21 protein-coding genes and 1 other annotated feature are annotated in these 20,438 nt (G+C 54.0%); of the genes, 10 read left to right on the top strand and 11 right to left on the bottom strand.

The window, feature by feature from the left end; genetic code table 11:
• The first annotated feature begins 91 nt into the window (after nucleotides 1-91).
• Both gndA and ugd read left to right on the top strand, forming a co-directional pair.
• Nucleotides 92-1,498 (top strand): NADP-dependent phosphogluconate dehydrogenase, encoded by a 1,407-nt coding sequence (gndA, locus tag V1566_RS17805; protein ID WP_395304172.1) that lies wholly within the window; start codon nucleotides 92-94, stop codon nucleotides 1,496-1,498.
• A 232-nt stretch (nucleotides 1,499-1,730) separates the two neighbouring features.
• Nucleotides 1,731-2,897 carry a UDP-glucose 6-dehydrogenase gene (ugd, locus tag V1566_RS17800; RefSeq protein WP_395304171.1) on the top strand — a complete coding sequence of 389 codons (1,167 nt, stop codon included), beginning with the start codon at nucleotides 1,731-1,733 and terminating at the stop codon, nucleotides 2,895-2,897.
• 418 nt (nucleotides 2,898-3,315) lie between these two features.
• Here ugd and V1566_RS17795 read toward each other — a convergent pair whose 3' ends face one another.
• The 10 genes from V1566_RS17795 to hisL all read right to left on the bottom strand — a co-directional run bounded on the left by V1566_RS17795 (nucleotide 3,316) and on the right by hisL (nucleotide 11,679).
• Nucleotides 3,316-4,320, bottom strand: coding sequence for an NAD-dependent epimerase (locus tag V1566_RS17795; RefSeq protein ID WP_395304170.1), 1,005 nt, complete (start codon nucleotides 4,318-4,320; stop codon nucleotides 3,316-3,318).
• Nucleotides 4,321-4,462: 142 nt separating this feature from the next.
• The gene (gene hisIE, locus V1566_RS17790; protein ID WP_047344777.1) at nucleotides 4,463-5,074 is read right to left on the bottom strand and encodes a bifunctional phosphoribosyl-AMP cyclohydrolase/phosphoribosyl-ATP diphosphatase HisIE; all 612 of its coding nucleotides are present in this window, start codon (nucleotides 5,072-5,074) and stop codon (nucleotides 4,463-4,465) included.
• Nucleotides 5,068-5,844: an imidazole glycerol phosphate synthase subunit HisF gene (hisF, locus tag V1566_RS17785; RefSeq protein WP_047749077.1), complete on the bottom strand. Its 777-nt coding sequence runs from the start codon at nucleotides 5,842-5,844 to the stop codon at nucleotides 5,068-5,070. The genes hisIE and hisF overlap by 7 nt, the downstream gene beginning before the upstream one ends.
• On the bottom strand, nucleotides 5,826-6,563 hold the full coding sequence (hisA, locus tag V1566_RS17780) for a 1-(5-phosphoribosyl)-5-[(5-phosphoribosylamino)methylideneamino]imidazole-4-carboxamide isomerase (protein ID WP_395304169.1): 738 nt from the start codon (nucleotides 6,561-6,563) through the stop codon (nucleotides 5,826-5,828). Before hisA ends, hisF begins: the two co-directional genes overlap by 19 nt.
• Nucleotides 6,563-7,153, bottom strand: coding sequence for an imidazole glycerol phosphate synthase subunit HisH (gene hisH, locus V1566_RS17775; RefSeq protein WP_032646447.1), 591 nt, complete (start codon nucleotides 7,151-7,153; stop codon nucleotides 6,563-6,565). Before hisH ends, hisA begins: the two co-directional genes overlap by 1 nt.
• Nucleotides 7,153-8,220: a bifunctional histidinol-phosphatase/imidazoleglycerol-phosphate dehydratase HisB gene (gene hisB, locus V1566_RS17770; RefSeq protein ID WP_395304168.1), complete on the bottom strand. Its 1,068-nt coding sequence runs from the start codon at nucleotides 8,218-8,220 to the stop codon at nucleotides 7,153-7,155. Before hisB ends, hisH begins: the two co-directional genes overlap by 1 nt.
• Complete coding sequence (hisC, locus tag V1566_RS17765; protein ID WP_395304167.1) at nucleotides 8,217-9,278, bottom strand: histidinol-phosphate transaminase; 1,062 nt, start codon at nucleotides 9,276-9,278, stop codon at nucleotides 8,217-8,219. The genes hisB and hisC overlap by 4 nt, the downstream gene beginning before the upstream one ends.
• Nucleotides 9,275-10,579 carry a histidinol dehydrogenase gene (gene hisD, locus V1566_RS17760; protein ID WP_395304166.1) on the bottom strand — a complete coding sequence of 435 codons (1,305 nt, stop codon included), beginning with the start codon at nucleotides 10,577-10,579 and terminating at the stop codon, nucleotides 9,275-9,277. Before hisD ends, hisC begins: the two co-directional genes overlap by 4 nt.
• 5 nt (nucleotides 10,580-10,584) lie before the next feature.
• Nucleotides 10,585-11,484: an ATP phosphoribosyltransferase gene (gene hisG, locus V1566_RS17755; protein ID WP_028018500.1), complete on the bottom strand. Its 900-nt coding sequence runs from the start codon at nucleotides 11,482-11,484 to the stop codon at nucleotides 10,585-10,587.
• Nucleotides 11,485-11,529: 45 nt separating this feature from the next.
• Nucleotides 11,530-11,653: a sequence feature (His leader region), on the bottom strand.
• Complete coding sequence (gene hisL / locus V1566_RS17750; RefSeq protein WP_001364200.1) at nucleotides 11,629-11,679, bottom strand: his operon leader peptide; 51 nt, start codon at nucleotides 11,677-11,679, stop codon at nucleotides 11,629-11,631. (Overlaps the previous feature by 25 nt.)
• Nucleotides 11,680-11,854: 175 nt before the next feature.
• Here hisL and V1566_RS17745 point away from each other — a divergent pair, with 175 nt between their 5' ends.
• The 4 genes from V1566_RS17745 (at nucleotide 11,855) to V1566_RS17730 (ending at nucleotide 15,280) form a co-directional block, all read left to right on the top strand.
• Nucleotides 11,855-12,679, top strand: a complete 825-nt coding sequence (locus V1566_RS17745) for an SDR family oxidoreductase (RefSeq protein ID WP_395304165.1) — start codon at nucleotides 11,855-11,857, stop codon at nucleotides 12,677-12,679.
• Nucleotides 12,680-12,720: 41 nt separating this feature from the next.
• Nucleotides 12,721-13,650 carry a LysR substrate-binding domain-containing protein gene (locus V1566_RS17740; RefSeq protein ID WP_395304164.1) on the top strand — a complete coding sequence of 310 codons (930 nt, stop codon included), beginning with the start codon at nucleotides 12,721-12,723 and terminating at the stop codon, nucleotides 13,648-13,650.
• A 219-nt stretch (nucleotides 13,651-13,869) separates the two neighbouring features.
• Nucleotides 13,870-13,932 (top strand): membrane protein YoeI, encoded by a 63-nt coding sequence (gene yoeI, locus V1566_RS17735; RefSeq protein WP_099458931.1) that lies wholly within the window; start codon nucleotides 13,870-13,872, stop codon nucleotides 13,930-13,932.
• A complete protein-coding gene (locus V1566_RS17730; protein WP_395304163.1) occupies nucleotides 13,922-15,280 on the top strand; it encodes an APC family permease in 1,359 nt (452 codons plus the stop codon). The genes yoeI and V1566_RS17730 overlap by 11 nt, the downstream gene beginning before the upstream one ends.
• A 99-nt stretch (nucleotides 15,281-15,379) precedes the next feature.
• On the opposite strand, the gene sbcB is transcribed toward V1566_RS17730, so the two are convergent.
• Nucleotides 15,380-16,816, bottom strand: a complete 1,437-nt coding sequence (gene sbcB / locus V1566_RS17725; RefSeq protein ID WP_395306015.1) for an exodeoxyribonuclease I — start codon at nucleotides 16,814-16,816, stop codon at nucleotides 15,380-15,382.
• A 198-nt stretch (nucleotides 16,817-17,014) separates the two neighbouring features.
• On the opposite strand from sbcB, the gene dacD reads away from it, so the two are divergent.
• The 4 genes from dacD (at nucleotide 17,015) to V1566_RS17705 (ending at nucleotide 20,419) form a co-directional block, all read left to right on the top strand.
• Entirely contained in the window at nucleotides 17,015-18,181 is a 1,167-nt protein-coding gene (gene dacD, locus V1566_RS17720; RefSeq protein ID WP_395304162.1) for a serine-type D-Ala-D-Ala carboxypeptidase DacD, read from the top strand.
• Between the two features lie 119 nt (nucleotides 18,182-18,300).
• A complete protein-coding gene (gene sbmC, locus V1566_RS17715) occupies nucleotides 18,301-18,774 on the top strand; it encodes a DNA gyrase inhibitor SbmC (protein WP_395304161.1) in 474 nt (157 codons plus the stop codon).
• A 92-nt stretch (nucleotides 18,775-18,866) separates the two neighbouring features.
• Nucleotides 18,867-19,925: an FUSC family protein gene (locus V1566_RS17710; protein WP_395304160.1), complete on the top strand. Its 1,059-nt coding sequence runs from the start codon at nucleotides 18,867-18,869 to the stop codon at nucleotides 19,923-19,925.
• A 158-nt stretch (nucleotides 19,926-20,083) separates the two neighbouring features.
• Nucleotides 20,084-20,419, top strand: a complete 336-nt coding sequence (locus tag V1566_RS17705; protein WP_008499467.1) for a DUF496 family protein — start codon at nucleotides 20,084-20,086, stop codon at nucleotides 20,417-20,419.
• The last annotated feature ends 19 nt before the right edge of the window (nucleotides 20,420-20,438 follow it).

Genomic DNA, 20,438 nt, shown 5'->3' with positions numbered 1-20,438 from the left:
GTTCATCGCAATAAATTTTAAGTTAACATGTTTACACTTTGCATCGCCAGGAAGAATCCGCTGGCGTATCCACACCTGACAGGAGTACTTAATGTCCAAACAACAAATCGGCGTTGTCGGTATGGCTGTGATGGGGCGCAATCTGGCGCTCAACATCGAAAGCCGTGGCTATACCGTTTCCGTATTCAACCGCTCCCGTGAAAAAACCGAAGAAGTGGTTGCTGAGAACCCAGGTAAGAAGCTGGTTCCGTTCTATACGGTGAAAGAGTTCGTTGAGTCGCTGGAAACGCCTCGCCGTATCCTGTTGATGGTGAAAGCCGGCGCTGGCACAGATGCCGCAATCGACTCCCTGAAGCCTTACCTTGATAAGGGCGACATCATCATTGATGGCGGCAATACTTTCTTCCATGACACCATTCGTCGCAACCGTGAACTGTCTGCTGAAGGCTTCAACTTCATCGGTACCGGTGTTTCCGGTGGCGAAGAGGGCGCGCTGAAAGGGCCATCTATCATGCCTGGTGGCCAGAAAGAAGCTTATGAGCTGGTTGCACCAATTCTGACCAAAATTGCTGCTATTGCTGAAGATGGCGAACCGTGTGTGACCTATATTGGTCCGGACGGAGCAGGCCACTATGTGAAGATGGTTCATAACGGCATTGAATATGGCGATATGCAGCTTATTGCTGAAGCGTACTCCCTGCTTAAAGGTGGTCTGAACCTTTCCAACGAAGAACTTGCTGAAACTTTCACCGAGTGGAACAAAGGTGAACTGAATAGCTACCTGATCGACATCACTAAAGATATCTTCACGAAGAAAGATGAAGAAGGTAAATACCTTGTGGATGTGATTCTGGATGAAGCTGCGAACAAAGGTACCGGAAAATGGACCAGTCAGAGCTCCCTTGATCTGGGCGAACCACTGTCTCTGATCACCGAATCCGTCTTTGCACGTTATATTTCTTCCATCAAAGATCAGCGTGTGGCGGCTTCTAAAGTGCTGTCTGGACCACAGGCTAAGCCTGCAGGTGATAAAGCTGAATTTGTAGAGAAAGTTCGTCGTGCACTGTACCTGGGTAAAATCGTTTCTTACGCGCAGGGCTTCTCTCAGCTACGTGCGGCATCAGACGAGAATAACTGGGATCTGAACTACGGTGAAATCGCGAAGATCTTCCGCGCAGGTTGTATCATTCGTGCGCAATTCTTGCAGAAAATCACCGATGCCTACGCTGAGAATTCCGGTATCGCGAATCTGCTGCTCGCGCCGTACTTCAAAAAAATCGCGGATGAATACCAGCAGGCGCTGCGTGACGTAGTGGCCTATGCTGTTCAGAACGGTATCCCAGTTCCGACCTTCTCGGCTGCAGTAGCTTACTATGACAGCTATCGTGCTGCCGTACTGCCGGCTAACCTGATTCAGGCGCAGCGTGACTACTTTGGCGCGCATACCTATAAGCGTACTGATAAAGAAGGTGTGTTCCATACGGAATGGTTGGACTAATCTGATTTAGCCTCAGGTTGATATGTAAACCCGGAGATCTTCTCCGGGTTTTTTTTACGTCAAAACCATCGCCAAATATTCGAAGTAGTCTGAATGTTGTCCCGAGACGGGCTAATCCTCTGGCTTCGCCTTGACAGTCCTACAAGGCAGGAGGTAAAAAGCCCAACAGTCATTGATTATCTTGATGGTCCTGCGGTCATCTCATCAGTTCACTTACAGAAGTTACTCGCAAATGAAAATAACTATTTCCGGTACAGGTTATGTAGGTCTCTCCAACGGTATTCTGATTGCTCAGAACCATGAAGTGGTTGCACTCGATATTGTTCAGGCTAAAGTGGACATGCTCAATAGGAAGCAGTCCCCGATTGTAGATAAAGAGATTGAAGAGTATCTGGCAACGAAGCCGTTAAACTTTCGCGCTACGACTGACAAACGTGATGCTTACGAGGGGGCAGAGTATGTGATTATTGCCACCCCTACAGATTACGATCCCAAAACAAACTATTTTAATACCTCAAGCGTTGAGTCAGTCATCCGCGATGTCATTGAGTTCAATCCAAATGCGGTCATGATCATAAAATCTACCATTCCGGTTGGTTTTACCCAGTCTGTTAAAGAGAAGTACGGTATTGATAACGTCATCTTCTCGCCAGAATTCCTCCGTGAAGGTCGTGCGCTTTACGATAACCTGCATCCGTCACGAATCGTGATTGGTGAACGCTCTAAGCGCGCAGAGCGCTTCGCGGCGTTGCTGCAGGAAGGCGCGACGAAGAAAGATATTCCAACGCTCTTTACCGACTCAACCGAAGCGGAAGCCATTAAACTGTTTGCCAACACCTATCTGGCAATGCGTGTTGCTTACTTCAACGAACTGGATAGCTATGCTGAGAGCCTTGGACTGAATAGTCGCCAGATCATCGAAGGTGTTTGCCTCGATCCGCGTATAGGCAACCATTATAACAACCCCTCTTTTGGCTACGGCGGTTACTGTCTGCCAAAAGATACCAAACAGCTACTGGCAAATTATCATTCTGTTCCAAACAATATCATCTCAGCGATTGTGGACGCTAACCGCACGCGTAAAGATTTTGTGGCGGATTCTATTCTTTCCCGCCAGCCAAAAGTGGTGGGCGTCTATCGTCTGATTATGAAAAGCGGCTCCGATAACTTCCGTGCTTCATCTATTCAGGGGATCATGAAGCGTATTAAGGCTAAAGGGGTGCAGGTTATTATTTATGAACCTGTCATGCAGGAAGACGAGTTCTTCCACTCTCGTGTAGTGCGGGATCTGGATGCATTCAAACAAGAGGCCGATGTGATTATTTCCAATCGCATGGCTGAAGAGTTGGCGGATGTTGCAGATAAAGTCTACACCCGCGATTTATTTGGTAGCGATTGATAGATTATTCTGGCACCGCGACCTGTGGTGGTGCCAGTTCTAATCCACCTATCTTTATTATCTTTGGACTTCGTTCACCACGAAATGATTTTCTGATACCGAGTGTATAATGAGTTACAAACATTCATTATACATCAATATTTTCGTCATATTGATACCTGTCAAATGACAACAAGAAGATGATAATGAAAAATAATGATGCAGCGCTTCAGTGTTACGATAATTCGCCCCGGATTTTATAAGGGTGATCTCATTTTTATGATTCTCAATTCCATACCATGTATACTACACCTTTGCGTATCGGCTATTGAAAGATACAATGCCAGGCCTATACTTATAAAATTAATCTGAATTAAAAATCCACCTTAAAGAGGTGGATTGAGTAATTTGTTTTAATATTTATGCGTAATCAAATTTTTTAAACTTTATAAAAGTCCCGATACCAGGTTACAAAATTCTTCACGCCTTCTTTCACCGACGTCTGAGGTTTAAAGCCTGTCACTTCGTACAGTGCAGTCGTATCCGCACTGGTGTTCAGTACATCACCTGGCTGAACAGGCATCATGTTTTTATCCGCTTCTTTGCCCAACGCTTCTTCCAGCGCGGTAATGTAATCCATTAATTCAACCGGGGAGCTGTTGCCGACATTGTATACGTGATACGGAGCAGAACTGGTTGCAGGAGAGCCCGTCTCCACGGTCCAGTCTGGGTCAGGCTGAGGGATAACGTCCTGCAGACGAATAATGGCTTCAACAATGTCATCGATATAGGTGAAGTCGCGCTTCATTTTGCCGTAGTTGTAGACATCAATACTTTTGCCTTCAATAATGGCCTTGGTAAATTTGAAGAGAGCCATATCAGGGCGGCCCCATGGCCCATACACGGTGAAAAATCGCAGGCCGGTCGTTGGCAGATTGTACAGATGAGAGTAGGTATGCGACATCAGTTCGTTGGATTTTTTAGTCGCGGCATATAAGGAAACCGGGTGATCAACTGAGTCATCAGTGGAGAACGGCATCTTACGGTTCAGGCCGTAAACAGAGCTGGAAGAAGCATACAGTAAATGCTGTACCTTGTTGTGTCGGCAGCCTTCCAGTACGTTGAGATGGCCAATAAGGTTTGATTGCGCGTAAGCGTGCGGGTTTTCCAGAGAGTAACGTACGCCAGCCTGCGCGGCGAGGTGGATCACGCGGTCAAATTTCTCAGTAGCAAAAAGCGCGGCCATTCCTTCGCGATCGGCCAGATCCAGCTTACGGAAAGTGAAATTGTCGGACGTCAGCAGATCCAGTCTTGCTTGCTTCAGATTAACATCGTAATAGTCATTAAGGTTATCAATTCCAACAACCTGATGTCCTGCCTGTAACAGTCGCTTGCTGACGTGGAAACCGATAAAGCCGGCGGCGCCGGTGACCAGAAATTTCATCTTCAACCTCAATGTTAAATGAGTAACTCTTAACGCACAAAGTCTTGCGTTTACACTATCGGCTGATGATACCCGCTCAGGAAAGGAATGATAACTGCTTTATTACATGAAAAGGGGAGCGAACGCTCCCCCGGGTGGGTGTTTATTTATGTCTTTTACGTAAATTCTCAATCACCGCCGTCAAATCCAGCTCCTGATCCTGCAGCAGCACCAGCAGGTGATACATTAAATCAGACGCTTCGTTCGTCAGCTCCTCACGGTCATGCACCGTCGCCGCCAGCGCGGTCTCAACGCCTTCTTCACCTACCTTCTGTGCGATACGCTTGGTTCCGCTGGCATACAGCTTCGCGGTATAGGAACTCTCAGGATCCGCCGTTTTACGCTCTGCCAGCAGTTGTTCCAGTTGATACAGGAACAACCACTGGTGGCTCGTCTCACCGAAGCAACTGCTGGTCCCTTTGTGGCACGTCGGCCCAATTGGGTTTGCCAGCACCAGCAGGGTGTCGTTATCGCAGTCGGGTGCCATGCTGACCACATTGAGGAAATGGCCTGAGGTTTCCCCTTTGGTCCACAGGCGCTGTTTCGTGCGCGAGAAAAACGTGACTTTGCCGCTGTCGATCGTTTTCGCCAGCGCGTCCTGGTTCATATACCCCAGCATCAGCACTTCGCCTGAGACGGCATGCTGGACAACCACCGGCAGTAATCCGTCAGTTTTTTCCCAGTCCAGCTGCGCCTGTTGTTGCTCTGTTAACATACCCTGATCTCCACGCCCTGGTCGGCCAGGTACGTTTTTAACTCACCAATATTAATAATCTGTTTGTGAAACACGGAAGCGGCCAGCGCACCGTCCACGTTGGCATCGCGGAAGGCTTCGAGGAAGTGTTCCATGGTGCCCGCGCCGCCGGAGGCAATCAGCGGAACGTGGCAGACCGCACGGACTTTTTTCAACTGCTCGAGGTCATACCCGTTACGTACGCCGTCCTGGTTCATCATGTTGAGGACAATCTCTCCCGCGCCACGCTTCTGCACTTCCTGCACCCAGTCGAGCGTTTCCCACTGCGTCACGCGCGTGCGGCTTTCATCTCCTGTGTACTGGTTGACGTGGTACTTGCCCGTTGCGGCGTCATACCAGGTGTCGATCCCAACCACAATACACTGTACGCCAAAACGATCGGCAAGGCGGGTGATCAGCTCCGGGTCGGCCAGGGCAGGAGAGTTGATAGAAATCTTGTCGGCACCAAACGAGAGAATTTTGGCGGCGTCGTCTGTGGATTTAATCCCGCCCGCCACGCAGAATGGAATGTCGATCACTTCCGCCACGCGTGCCACCCAGCTTTTGTCGACCACGCGGCCATCGCTGGAAGCGGTGATATCATAAAAGACCAGCTCGTCTGCGCCTTCATCGGCATAGCGTTTTGCCAGCGGGACGATGTCGCCAATGATTTCGTGGTTGCGGAACTGCACGCCTTTCACGACCTGACCATCGCGTACGTCAAGGCAAGGAATTATCCGTTTTGCCAGCATTGAATCGCCTCCGTCACAGTAAATTTACCTTCCAGCAGGGCCCGGCCCACAATCACACCCTGTACACCGGTACCGCGCAGCGCGGCCACGTCGCCTATATCACCGATACCGCCAGAAGACTGGAACGCTACCTGCGGATAACGTGCACAGACCTCTTCATACAGCGAAACGTTGGAGCCCGCCAGCGTACCGTCGCGGGAGATGTCCGTGCATAACACGTGCTTCAGACCAACGGGCAGATAGATATCGACCAGCTCTTCCAGCGTCACGCCGGAGTTTTCCTGCCAGCCGCTAACGGCCACCTGCTTGTTACCCTGTTCGTCAATACGAACGTCCAGCGCCAGTACAAGGGCGTCGGCCCCAAAGCGGCGGAACCAGCCCTTCACCGTCTCAGGATCTTTCACGGCGGTTGAACCCACCACAACGCGGGCCACGCCAGCGTCCAGCAGCGCCGCAACGTCCTCTTCCGTACGCACGCCGCCGCCGACCTGGACGGGCACATCAACACCGGCGACCAGATTTTTCAGCAGTGGGATCTGGCGTTTCGCCGGGTCTTTCGCGCCCGTCAAATCCACCAGATGCAGCACCTGAGCCCCCTGGGCGGCATAATCCTGCAGACGCGGCAGCGGGTCGTTTCCGTAGTCGCGCTGCTGGCCGTAATCGCCCTGATGCAGACGGACAACCGTACCGTCAATTAAATCTAACGCGGGAATAATCATCACATCTCCAGGAAGTTTTTCAGCAGCTGCGCGCCGGCGGCGCCAGAGCGCTCCGGGTGAAACTGCACGCCGAAGAAATTGTCTTTCTGTACGGCCGCCGTGAACGCCTCACCGTAGGTGCACTGGGCGATCGTGTTAACGTTCACCGGCATGGCGTAGCTGTGCACGAAGTAAAAATACGCGCCGTCTTCGATACCGCGAAACAGCCTGTCGCCCGCTTTGGCGTAAACGCGGTTCCAGCCCATATGCGGCAGAGGCAGACCGTGGTCGGTCATTTTCGGCACGTCTTCGTCAATAATGCCCAGCAGGTCAACGCCGTTGCTCTCTTCGCTGCGGCGGCCCAGGATCTGCATGCCCAGGCAAATGCCCAGCACCGGTTGGGTACAGGCTTTGATCAGATCGACCAGCTCGCGTTCGCGAATCTGATCCATCGCGGCCTGGGCGGTTCCCACGCCCGGTAAAAAAAGTTTGTCGGCGCGCAGCACCACGTCCGGGTCACGGCTCACCACCGGCTCATAGCCGTGGCGCGCAATCGCCGATTTCACGGAGTTCAGGTTGGCGCATCCGGTATCCAGAATCACCACGTTCATTACAGCACTCCTTTCGACGAGGGCAGGGCGTCGCCTTCCACGCGAATCGCCTGGCGAAGGGTACGGCCAAAGGCTTTGAAGAGACTCTCCACGCGGTGGTGATCGTTCTTGCCTTTGGTCTTCAGGTGCAGCGTCAGGCCCATGGTGTAGGACAATGAGCGGAAGAAGTGCTCCACCATTTCGGTGCTCAGATCGCCCACGCGCTGATAGGTGAAATCGGCTTTATATTCCAGGTGTGGACGACCGGAGATGTCCATCGCGCAGCGCGCCAGACACTCGTCCATCGGCAGGACAAAGCCGAAACGGTTAATACCGCGCTTATCGCCGAGCGCCAGCTTCAGGGCTTCGCCCAGCGCCAGGCCGGTATCTTCCACGGTGTGGTGATCGTCAATGTAAAGGTCGCCTTTTACCGCGATCTCCATGCGGAAGCCGCCGTGGGTGGCAATCTGATCCAGCATGTGGTCGAAGAAACCGACGCCGGTGTGGATCTTGCTGCCGCCTTCGCGGTCCAGCCAGACCTTCACATCAATCTGCGTCTCTTTGGTGTTGCGCTCAACGTGGGAATAGCGGTCACGTTTTGTCAGCTGCTCGCCAATCTTCGCCCAGCTAAGGTTGTTGCGGTCGTAGCGCAGCCCCGCGATGCCCATGTTTTCCGCCAGCGTGATATCGGTGATGCGATCGCCGATGACATAGCTGTTGGTTTTATCCAGCGCATCTTCAGCCAGGTAACGCTCTACCAGCTTCACTTTTGGCTTACGGCAGTCACACTCATCGGCGGGCATGTGCGGGCAAATCAGCACGTCATCAAATACCACGCCCTGAGAGGTCAGCACCTGCATCATCAGGTTGTGCGGGCCGTCGAAGTCCGCCTGCGGGAAGCTGTCGGTACCCAAACCGTCCTGGTTGGTGATCATCACCAGCTTAAAGCCTGCTTTTTGCAGCTTAAGCAGCACCGGGATCACGTCCGGTTCAAAAGCCAGCTTGTCGAATCGATCGACCTGAAAATCGGCTGGTGGCTCCGAAATAAGGGTGCCGTCACGATCGATGAAAAGGATCTTCTGGGTCATACTTTCTCCGCTTTCAGGGCGTCAATCACGCGCTGGCTCTCTGCACGGGTGCCTACGGTAATGCGCAGACATCCGCTCAGAGAAGGTTGTTTATTCTGGTCTCGTAAGATAATGCCCTGATCCCACAAAGATTTAAATACGGCGCTGGAGGCGGTGAAGCGCACCAGGATGTAGTTGGTTTCTGAGTCGAACACCTGCTCCACGCAGGGAATATCCTTCAGTGTACTCACCAGATACTGACGTTCCTCCAGGATTTGCGCCACGCGCTCGCGCATCGCGTTGATCCCCTGAGGCGTCAGCGCCTGTGCCGCAATATCGGCAACCGGCGTCGCGAGCGGGTACGGGGCGATCACTTTCAGCAGCAGGTCGATGACCTCTTTATTCGCCAGCGTGAATCCGCAGCGCAGACCCGCGAGGGCAAAGGCTTTCGACAGCGTACGCAGTACCACCAGGTGCGGATACTCATCCAGCCAGCCTGCCAGCGTCGCCTGCGGGCAGAACTCGATGTAGGCTTCGTCGGCCACCACCAGGGCTTTACCGCGCGTCATCTCCAGCAGGGTGCGGATATCCTGCGGGTTGATAATCTGTCCGGTCGGGTTGTTCGGGCTACAGACAAAGACAACTTTTACGCCATCGAGATTGTCGGCAATGCCCTGCAAATCCAGCTGCCAGTTCTCCAGCGCCTGCACGTTGCGGCACGCCACGCCGAAGGTTTCCGCGCTGACGCTGTACATGCCGTAGGTCGGCTGGCAGTACATCACCGCGTCTTTGCCCGGCTCGCAGAAGGCGCGGATCAGCAGTTCAATACCCTCGTCCGCGCCGCGGCTGACCAGCACCTGCTCCGGCTTCACGCCCGCGTACTGCGCGTAGTTTTCAATCACCGCTTTCGGCTGACACTCCGGATAGCGGTTCAGCGTTTGCTGCGACAGCTCAAACTGCACCGCCGTCGGGAATTCGTTGGCGTTCAGCCAGACATCTCCTTTGCCGCCGAGACGACGCGCAGACTGGTAAGGCGTCAGGCGACGGACATTTTCGCAGGCTAATTCTTCAATGTTCATGCTTGCTCCTTCAGGGCTGCAACGCGCAGCGTAACGGCATTCTTGTGGGCGGTCAGTCGCTCGGCGGCAGCGAGGGTTTCAATAGTAGACGCCAGTGACGCAAACCCTTCGCGGGAGAGTTCCTGCACGGTCATGCGTTTCTGGAAATCCGCCAGGCCCAGGCTGGAGCAGGTAGAAGTGTAGCCATACGTTGGCAGCACGTGGTTGGTGCCGGAGGCGTAATCTCCTGCAGACTCAGGTGACCAGTCGCCGAGGAACACCGAGCCCGCGCTGGTAATGCTGTCGACCAGATCGCGCGCGCTGCGGGTCTGAATAATCAGGTGCTCCGGGCCGTACTGGTTGGAAATGGCAATGCACTGGTCCAGGTCGCGCGCCACAATCAGGCGGCTGGCCGCTAACGCCTGGCGTGCCGTGTCGGCGCGGGGCAGGTCGGCAAGCTGACGCTCAACGGCTTCGCCCACGCGTTTCGCCATATCGGCATCCGGCGTCAGCAGGATGACCTGCGAGTCCGGACCGTGTTCCGCCTGAGAAAGCAGGTCGGAGGCCACAAAGTCCGGCGTTGCGCCGCTGTCGGCAATCACCAGCACTTCAGACGGGCCGGCAGGCATATCGATGGCCGCGCCGTCCAGACGCTGGCTGACCTGGCGCTTGGCTTCGGTCACGTACGCATTGCCCGGGCCAAAAATTTTGTCGACCTTCGGAATGGATTCCGTACCGAACGTCAGGGCTGAAATCGCCTGCGCGCCGCCCACTTTATATACCGCCTGCACGCCGCACAGCTTCGCTGCATAAAGGATCTCGTCGGCAATCGGTGGCGGTGAGCAAAGCACCACTTTCTGGCATCCGGCAATGCGTGCGGGAGTCGCCAGCATCAGTACGGTGGAGAAAAGCGGGGCAGAGCCGCCAGGAATATAGAGGCCGACGGATGCAACCGGGCGCGTGACCTGCTGGCAACGCACGCCGGGCAGGGTTTCGACATCCACGGTCTGCAGCTTTTGCGCGGTGTGGAAGGTATCAATGTTTTTCACCGCGACGGCCATCGCCTGTTTGATGTCGTCACCCAGACGATTGCTGGCGTCAATGATTTCCTGCTCGGTTACCCGTAATGCGCCGACTTCCGTCTTATCAAATTTTGCACTGTATTCACGCAGCGCGTCATCGCCACGGGCTTTGACGTTGTCCAGGATCTCAGCCACGATGCGTGAGATGCTTTCTGAGGCGGAAATCGCCGGGCGCATCAGCAGCTCGCGCTGCTGTGCGTCGCTACAGTTATTCCAGTCGATGATTGTGTTAAAGTTCATGGCCATTACTCCATCATCTTCTCAATAGGCAGCACCAGGATGGAGCTTGCGCCCAGCGCCTTCAGTTTTTCCATGGTTTCCCAGAACAGGGTTTCGCTGCTCACCATGTGCATCGCCACGCGCTGCTGATCGCCCGCCAGCGGCAGGATGGTTGGACGCTCAGCGCCCGGCAGCAGGGCAATCACTTCATCCAGACGCTCGGTCGGGGCGTGCATCATGATGTACTTAGACTCACGCGCCTGAATCACGCCCTGAATACGGGTCAGCAGCTTGTCGATCAGCTGCTGCTTGGCGTCGGCCATGTCGCCGTCGCGCTGAATCAGGCACGCTTTAGAGCGGTAGATGACTTCCACTTCGCGCAGACCGTTCGCTTCCAGCGTCGCGCCGGTAGAGACGAGATCGCAGATGGCGTCCGCCAGACCCGCACGCGGTGCCACTTCAACAGAGCCGTTCAGCAGGCAGGATTTAAACTGCACGCCTTTCTGGTCCAGGTAACGTTTTAACAGGTGAGGGTAAGAGGTGGCGATACGTTTGCCGTTCAGCGCGGCCGGGCCGTCCCACGCTTCATCAACCGGCGTTGCCAGCGACAGGCGGCAGCCGCCGAAGTCCAGACGACGCAGAGTGAAGTAACGTGGATCTTCGCCCTGCGCGCGGCGGGTCAGCAGCTCTTCTTCAAGCACGTTTTCACCGATGATGCCGAGGTCAACGACGCCATCCATCACCAGGCCCGGAATATCGTCATCACGCACGCGCAGAATGTCGATGGGCATGTTTTCAGCCAGAGCAATCAGGCGCTGGGTGTGCAGGTTAATTTTAATCCCGCAGCGGGCCAGCAGTTCGCGTGAGTCGTCGCTCAAACGGCCTGATTTTTGAATAGCTATGCGTAAGCGTGAGTTATCTAACATTCTTTGTTCCTCGTTAACCTGTTTTAACCTGTCTGAATTCGGTCCAAAAAAAAGCCCCCGGAAGAAGATCTTCCGGGGGCTTTCTCATGCGTTCATGCACCACTGGAAGATCCAAACGTCTTCCAGCACACATCGCCTGAAAGACTAGTCAGGATGATGGTGATGATGGTGGTGTTTAAATTGAACGCGTGTCATATAAATTCTCGATGAATGCTTATTCATTTGATGTCTTTTAACCTAAACCAGTTGTACGACATATTGCAAGGGCTTTTTTTGATCATTAATTCATTTCATATTGATGCTATGAATTGTGTGTTCTGCCAGGCTGGCGTAGCCTTATAAAAGACGAGTGAGAGTCAGGAGAATTCGCATGAAAAAGGTCGCGATTGTCGGTTTAGGATGGCTGGGAATGCCGCTGGCGATGTCATTAGCCGCGAAAGGCTGGCAGGTGACCGGGAGCAAAACCACGGCGGATGGGGTAGAGGCAGCGCGCATGTGCGGTATTGATGGCGTTGAACTGCGACTTGAGCCGGAGCTGGTGTGTGATGCTGACGATCTGGACACGCTGATGAACGTTGATGCGCTGGTGATCACGCTCCCCGCGCGGCGCAGCGGGCCGGGCGAATCGTTTTATCTGCAGGCGATGCAGGAGATCGTCGACAGCGCGCTGGCGCACCATGTGCCGCGCATCATTTTTACCAGCTCGACGTCGGTCTATGGCGAGGTTGAGGGCGTGGTGAAAGAGAGTTCCGAGCGCCGTCCCGTGACGGCGAGCGGTCAGGTTCTGAAAGACCTGGAAGACTGGCTGCATCATCTTCCCGGCACGCAGGTTGATATTGTACGTCTGGCGGGGCTGGTGGGCCCAGGCCGCCATCCGGGACGCTTTTTTGCCGGAAAATCTGCGCCAGACGGCCAGCATGTCGTCAATCTTGTACATCTTGACGATGTTGTTGGCGCGATTGAGCTACTCTTACAGGCTCCGAAAGGTGGACACATCTATAATATATGTGCACCGTCTCATCCGGCGCGCAGCACGTTTTACCCACTGATGGCACGTCAGCTGGGCCTGGCGGCGCCGGTTTTCGGTGAGGCAAAGGATGACAGTAAAGGCAAAATTGTTGATGGCAATCGCATTTGTCATGAGCTGGGGTTTGAGTATCAGTATCCCGATCCGCTGGTGATGCCCATGGAATAAGTCCCGCAGCGGAGACGATCGCACACCAGAAGGGGGCGAGCATGAAACCGCTGCTGGATGTTCTTATTATTCTGGATGCACTGGAAAAAGAGGGGAGCTTTGCCGCTGCGTCGGCAAAGCTCTACAAAACCCCATCTGCGTTGAGCTATACCGTTCAAAAACTGGAAAGCGATCTCAATATCCAGATCCTCGATCGCTCCGGGCACCGCGCTCGTTTTACCCGTACCGGACAGATGCTGCTGGAAAAAGGCCGCGAAGTCCTTCATACCGTCCGTGAACTCGAAAAACAGGCCGTTAAACTCCATCAGGGGTGGGAAAACGAGCTGGTTATTGGCGTGGATGATACCTTTCCGTTTTCTCTCCTGACGCCGCTGATTGAAGCCTTTTATCAACACCACAGCGTGACCCGGCTGATCTTTATCAACGGCGTGCTGGGGGGCTCCTGGGATGCCTTAACGCAGGGCAGGGCGGATATTTTTGTCGGCGCACTCCATGAGCCTCCCCAGTTGAGTGATTTTGGTTTTGCCCGGCTGGGCGTGCTCGAGCAGGTGTTTGCCGTAGCGCCCCATCATCCCCTGGCCCAGGAACCCGAGCCTATTAACCGTCGCGTGATTAAAGGCTACCGCGCCATCGTGGTTGGGGACAGCTCGCGTCCTGAATGTTCGGTCTCCTCGCAGCTGCTTGATGAGCAGGAGGCCATTACCGTTTTTGACTTTAAAACCAAGCTGGAACTGCAAATAAGCGGCCTGGGCTGCGGCTATTTACCCCGCTATCTGGCGCAGCGGTTTATTGACAGCGGTGCGCTTGTTGAAAAACAGGTACTTGCTCAAAGCAGTAATGACTCGGTGTGGGTAGGCTGGAATGAACAGACTGCCGGACTGGCCAGCGCCTGGTGGCGGGACGAGATTTTAGCAAATAGTGCTATCGCCGCCGTTTACTCTCAGCCCGGCGTCCAGAAATCAGCCAGTTAGCAAAAAGAAAAACGGACCGGGCGTTGCAAAGTATTGCCTTTTGTATCCGATGTGGGGCAAAATGCCGCCGCTGCAACCAAATGAATAATCGACGATATAAAAGGCGTCGGTTATTTTTTTTTGCATGTACGAAACGAAACTAAAAACCAAGAGGCCGGGCTTCGTACCGGATAGATATTTACTAAAATCCGACAGTTGTTGTCGCTGAGGAAGAAAGAAATGGGGCAATTTTTCGCTTACGTGGCGGTTATCACCGTAAAGGAGAATAACTATGTCGCATAACGCAACTCCAAACACCTCTCGCGTGGAATTACGTAAAACGCTTACGTTGATTCCGGTTGTTATGATGGGCCTCGCCTATATGCAACCGATGACGCTGTTCGATACATTCGGTATCGTATCGGGCCTCACAGACGGTCACGTGGCAACGGCGTACGCCTTTGCGCTGGTCGCTATTCTCTTTACTGCGCTGAGCTACGGTAAACTGGTTCGCCGTTTCCCGTCTGCAGGCTCTGCCTACACCTATGCCCAAAAATCCATCAGCCCGGCGGTTGGCTTTATGGTGGGCTGGTCATCTCTGCTGGACTATCTGTTCATGCCGATGATCAACATTCTGCTGGCAAAAATTTACTTCGAAGCGCTGGTGCCTTCTGTTCCATCGTGGATCTTCGTTGTCGCGCTGGTGGCCTTTATGACCATATCTAACCTGCGCAGCATCAAGACCGTGGCGAACTTCAACACCCTGATTGTTATTCTGCAGATGGGCATTGTGGCGGTTATCGTTGGCCTGATCATCTACGGTGTTTCTCACGGTGAAGGTGCAGGTACGCTGACCAGTACGCGTCCATTCTGGTCTGAAGGTGCGCACGTTGTGCCGATGATTACCGGTGCGACAATTCTGTGCTTCTCGTTCCTGGGCTTTGACGGTATCTCTTCTCTGTCCGAAGAGACCAAAGATGCTGAGCGCGTGATCCCGAAAGCGATTTTCCTGACAGCGCTGATTGGCGGCCTGATCTTTATCGGAGCTTCCTACTTCCTGCAGCTGTACTTCCCGGACATCTCTCGCTTTAAAGATCCGGATGCGTCACAGCCTGAAATCATGCTGTACGTTGCGGGTAAAACCTTCCAGTGGGGCGTGCTGATCTTCTCCAGCGTGACCGTACTGGCGTCCGGCATGGCGGCACACGCAGGCGTCTCTCGTCTGATGTACGTGATGGGCCGTGACGGCGTATTCCCGACCCGTTTCTTCGGCTACGTTCATCCGAAATGGCGTACTCCGGCGTGGAACGTGCTGCTGGTTGGCGCTATTGCCCTGCTGGCGATTAAATTCGATCTGGTGACGGCGACCGCGTTGATTAACTTTGGTGCGCTTGTGGCGTTTACCTTCGTTAACCTCTCCGTGATCTCCCAGTTCTGGATCCGTGAGAAGCGCAACAAAACGCTGAAAGACCACTTCAACTATCTGGTGCTGCCAGTGTGTGGTGCCCTGACCGTGGGCGCGCTGTGGATTAACCTGGAAGAGAGCTCTATGGTTCTGGGTCTGATCTGGGGTGCTATCGGTTTGGTTTACCTGGCCTGCGTCACCAAGAGCTTCCGTAACCCGGTTCCTCAGTACGAAGACATCGCGTAATTCCGTGTCGGGTGGCGGCTACGCCTTACCCGACCTACAAAACCCAAGCGGGCAAAAAAAAGCCGGAGACATCGCCTCCGGCTTTTTTATTTCCCTCACTCAGACTATCTCTTGCGCGTACTGGAACAGGGATTTCAATAGTGCCTGTTTTTCAGCATTCCCTTCATACTGGCCATAAAGCATTTCCAGCTCCTGGGCATAGCTATTAAGGAACTCTGGGGTAAAGACATTGCGACGATGCTGCAACCAGCGTTCCTGTTCCGCTTCATCCAGGGTTCCCGGGTAGTTACGCGCGCGGTAATTAAACATCAGCCTTTCGATGCGTTTATCGGCGAAGGTGATATCCAGCGCAGGCAGGTTGCGCGGCTCGGTTTGCAGAACGATATTCATCGCCGCGCGATCGGCATCGCTGAAGAAACCGTTATAGAGCTGGGCATCCACGTTTTCAGACGGAACGAAAGGCTCCGCCTCGGCAAAGATGGCGACCACTTTCTCGCGCACCTGCGGGTTATCACGCAGCACTTTCAGGTTATCGAGGCAGTGCTGCCGGTTTATGCCCAGTCTGTCCGCATCTTCCGGGCGCAGCGTATTGGCCTGCGCCAGGACCGGACATTTATTGATATGCACCAGTTTGACCGGCACCGCAGGCAGATCCCCAAGTTCATTTTTCGGGGTATAAAGCCGTTCGCGCAGGGTATCGCTGTCAAGCTCCAGCAGCGGCGAAATATCGCCGGCCAAATCCACCATGATGACCGCATTACGGTTATCCGGATGCCAGGCCAGCGGGGCGACCCAGCTGGTATTACCGCGCCAGGCGCCAAACATGCCGGAAATATGCACCAGCGGCTTCATCTGCGGCACATCAATCAGCGTGGTCAACTTCTGTTTACTGCGGTGGCTCAGCAGATACTCAAACAGCCGGGGCTGCGCGTTTTTCACCAGCTTCGCCATGGCAATGGTGGCATAGACGTCCGCCATCGCGTCGTGGGCATTGCTGTGCTCGATACCGTTAGCGCGTGTCAGGTGCTCCAGCCGGAAGCTGGTCAGCCCTTCCTCATTTTCCGGCCAGTTAATGCCTTCAGGACGCAGGGCATAACAGGCGCGCATGATGTCGAGTAAATCCCAGCGTGAATTGCGGTTCTGCCAGCTCCAGGCATAGGGATCGTAAAAGTTACGATAGAAGATGTTGCGCGTCACTTCGTCATCGAAGCGGATGTTGTTGTAACCGACCACGCAGGTATTGGGGACGGTAAACAGGTCGTGGATGCGTCGGGCGAATTCTGCCTCGTTTACGCCTTTCTCCCGTGCTTCCTGAGGGGTGATCCCGGTGACCATGACCGCCCCGGGCTGCGGCAGGTAGTCATCAGCCGGTTTGCAGTAAAAGACCTCAGGCTCGCCAATGATGTTGAATTCGTCGTCGGTACGGATGGCGGCAAACTGCGCCGGTCGGTCCAGCGCCGGGTGCGTGCCAAAGGTTTCGTAGTCGTGGAACAAAAAAGTCGGGCGAGCGGCAGAGTCAGACACCAGTAATACCATCCTGTTAAAAAATGACGTCACTATGGTAAACGATCGTGCGGTCCAGACCGAATAAAAAGCACCGCCGTAGCGCAAATTTGCGCGCCAGCTTCAGAGAAAAATCTGCGTTCTGTCACATTTTTTTGCAATTAAGCCAGGTAACGACATCAGAACTCCCGTAAAAAGGTCATCGATTTTTAATGACCTGAGGATATACCGTTGAAACGCCGTCTGTTTATTGCTGTTTCTTTACTCGCTTCGAGTGTCTCATCTACTTTTGCGGCCGAACCACTGGATTTTTCGCCGCAGCCTCCGGCCATTCAGGCTGGCTCCTGGGTGCTGATGGATTACACGACTGGTCAGATCTTAACGGCGGGCAACGAACATCAACAACGTAATCCGGCGAGCCTGACCAAGCTGATGACGGGATATGTGGTTGATCGGGCCATTGATAGCCACCACATTACGCCGGACGACATTGTCACCGTAGGGCGTGACGCGTGGGCTAAAGGCAACCCGGTTTTTGACGGCTCGTCTCTCATGTTCCTGAAAGAGGGCGATCGTGTCTCCGTGCGTGACTTAAGCCGCGGCCTGATTGTCGATTCCGGCAACGATGCCTGCGTGGCGCTGGCCGATCACGTGGCGGGCGGTCAGCCGCAGTTTGTGAAGATGATGAACGACTACGTGCAAAAGCTGAACCTGCGCGATACGCATTTTGAAACCGTCCACGGGCTGGACGCACCGGGCCAGCACAGCTCGGCCTATGACCTGGCTGTACTCTCCCGGGCCATCATCCACGGCGAGCCTGAGTTTTATCATATGTACAGCGAAAAGAGCCTGACCTGGAACGGGATCACCCAGCAGAACCGTAACGGCCTGCTGTGGGATAAAACCATGAACGTGGACGGCCTTAAAACGGGACATACCTCGGGGGCGGGCTTTAACCTGATTGCGTCCGCCGTTGACGGGCAGCGCCGTTTAATCGCGGTGGTCATGGGGGCGGACAGCCCGAAAGGGCGTGAGGACCAGGCCCGAAAACTGCTGCACTGGGGGCAGCAGAACTTCGATACGGTGCAGATCCTGCATAGCGGTAAAAAAGTGGGGACAGAGCGTATCTGGTACGGCGATAAGGAGCAGGTGAAACTGGGTACCGACCAGGACTTCTGGCTGGCCCTGCCGAAAGCGGAAGTGCCGAACATCAAAGCCAAATACGTGCTGGATAAAAAAGAGCTGGAAGCGCCGATCGCCGCGTACCAGCGGGTGGGTGAGATCCAGCTCTACGATCGCGACAAAGTGGTGGCGCACTGGCCGCTGGTGACGCTGGAAGCCGTTGATAAAGGCGGCCTGTTCTCTCGCATGAGCGATTATCTGCATCACACGCTCTAACGGTATTTGAGCAGACTGGCAGGGTTGCGAGTCTGCTCACATAATAAACACTTCTCGTTTGCTGATAATAGTAATCCGGTTTTATAGTGTATAAATATACAGTAATAAGCGGAGGCAGCATGGACTACAGCATTAAGCAGCAACAGAAACGTAAGATTGCCGGTTTTCATTTGGTCGGACCGTGGGAACAAACGGTAAAACAGGGCTTTGAACAGCTGGTGATGTGGGTGGACGGGCGCCACATTGAGCCGCTGGAGTGGGTTGCGGTCTACTACGATAATCCGGATGAGGTCCCGGCAGAAAAACTGCGCTGCGATACGGCCGTTACGGTACCGGATGATTTCGTTATCCCGGAAAACAGCGAAGGCGTCATGATGACGGAAATAGCGGCCGGGGATTATGCCGTGGCGACGGCGCGCGTGGAAAACTACGACTTCGCCACGCCGTGGTATCAGTTCTTTAATTCCCTGCTGCAGGACAATAAGTACCAGATGGCGCTCAAACCCTGCTTCGAGCGCTATCTCAATGACGGTAATGCAGACGGTTACTGGGATATCGAAATGTATATCGCGATAGAGCATAAAACGGTTTAAGCCTGCTAAATGAAGGGTTTTTCAGCCGGGAGCGATCCGCCCGGCTGAAAACACAGTACAATTGTGATTTGCCGTGTAGCTGGAGAGCGGGTGTGCGTCCCGACAAATCATTAACTCCTTTTGAAATTCGCTTGTACAAACATTACCGCGTGGTGCACGGGTGTCGCATTGCGCTGGCTTTCGTGTTGACGTTTGTGCTGGTCCGTTTGCTGGACGTTCCGGAAGGGACGTGGCCGCTGATCACGCTGGTGGTGGTGATGGGGCCCATCTCGTTTTGGGGGAACGTTGTTCCGCGCGCCTTCGAGCGAATTGGGGGGACGGTTTTAGGCTCGGCCCTTGGGCTTATCGCCCTGAAGCTGGAGCTCATCTCATTTCCCGTGATGCTGGCATGGTGCGGTGCCGCCATGTTCCTGTGCGGCTGGCTGGCGTTGGGTAAAAAGCCGTATCAGGCGCTGCTGATTGGTATTACGCTCGCGGTGGTTGTCGGTGCGCCCGCCGGGGATATGACCACGGCGCTGTGGCGAAGCGGGGATGTCATCCTGGGGTCACTGCTGGCCATGCTCTTCACCGGTATCTGGCCACAGCGTGCTTTTCTACACTGGCGTATTCAGATGGCTAACTACGTCACCGCCTTTAACCGCGTCTATCAGGCCGGTTTTTCCCCGAATCTGGTTGAGCGCCCCAGGCTGGAAAAACATCTGCAAACGATCCTCAACGACGTGGTCAAAATGCGCGGCTTGATCACGCCTGCCAGCAAAGAAACCCATATTCAGAAATCGATTTTTGAAGCCATCCAGACCGTAAGCCGCAATCTGGTCTGCATGCTTGAACTGCAAATCAACGCCCACTGGGCCTCGCGTCCCAGCCATCTGTTGATGCTTAACGCGCAGACCCTCAAAGAGACCCAGCAGATGACGCAGCAAACGCTGTTGACCATCGCCCATGCGCTCTATGAAGGGAACCCGCAGCCGATACTGGCCAACAGCGAGCGGCTGAATGAGATCGTCGCGGAGCTGAAGCAGCTCATCAACGAACGCCAGAGCGATAACGTGGCGGAAACGCCTATTCATGGCTACGTCTGGCTGAGCATGGAACTGGCGCGGCAGCTTGAGCTGTTATCGCACCTTATTTGCCGGGCACTGCGCAAATAAAAGGCGTATGTGACGGCTGCTGCTTCGATTCAGCAGCAATTGGGGTTATGATAGCTTTAAACGATATACTCATTGTCATTCGCAGCCGCTGTCAGTAAGGTTATTGTTACAACGGTTGCCTTAACGAATCCGAATCTCACATTATCAGGGGTGTAAAAATGGAAACTACCAAGCCTTCGTTCCAGGATGTTCTGGAATTCGTCCGCCTGTTCCGCCGCAAAAACAAACTGCAGCGTGAAATCCAGGACGTTGAGAAGAAGATCCGTGACAACCAGAAACGTGTTCTGCTGCTCGACAACCTGAGCGACTACATCAAGCCAGGTATGAGCGTTGAAGCTATTCAGGGCATCATCGCCAGCATGAAGAGCGACTATGAAGACCGTGTTGATGACTACATCATCAAAAACGCTGAGCTTTCCAAAGAGCGTCGCGACATCTCCAAGAAGCTGAAAGTGATGGGCGAAATCAAAAACGGCGAAGCAAAAAGCGAGTAATCGCAGCGAATAGTGAAAA

This window comes from Enterobacter sp. ECC-019, assembly GCF_043974075.1.
Classification (GTDB): Bacteria; Pseudomonadota; Gammaproteobacteria; order Enterobacterales; family Enterobacteriaceae; genus Enterobacter; species Enterobacter asburiae_D.
Note: the sequence above shows the minus strand (reverse complement) of the source record. Positions and strands in the feature narration are given on the sequence as shown.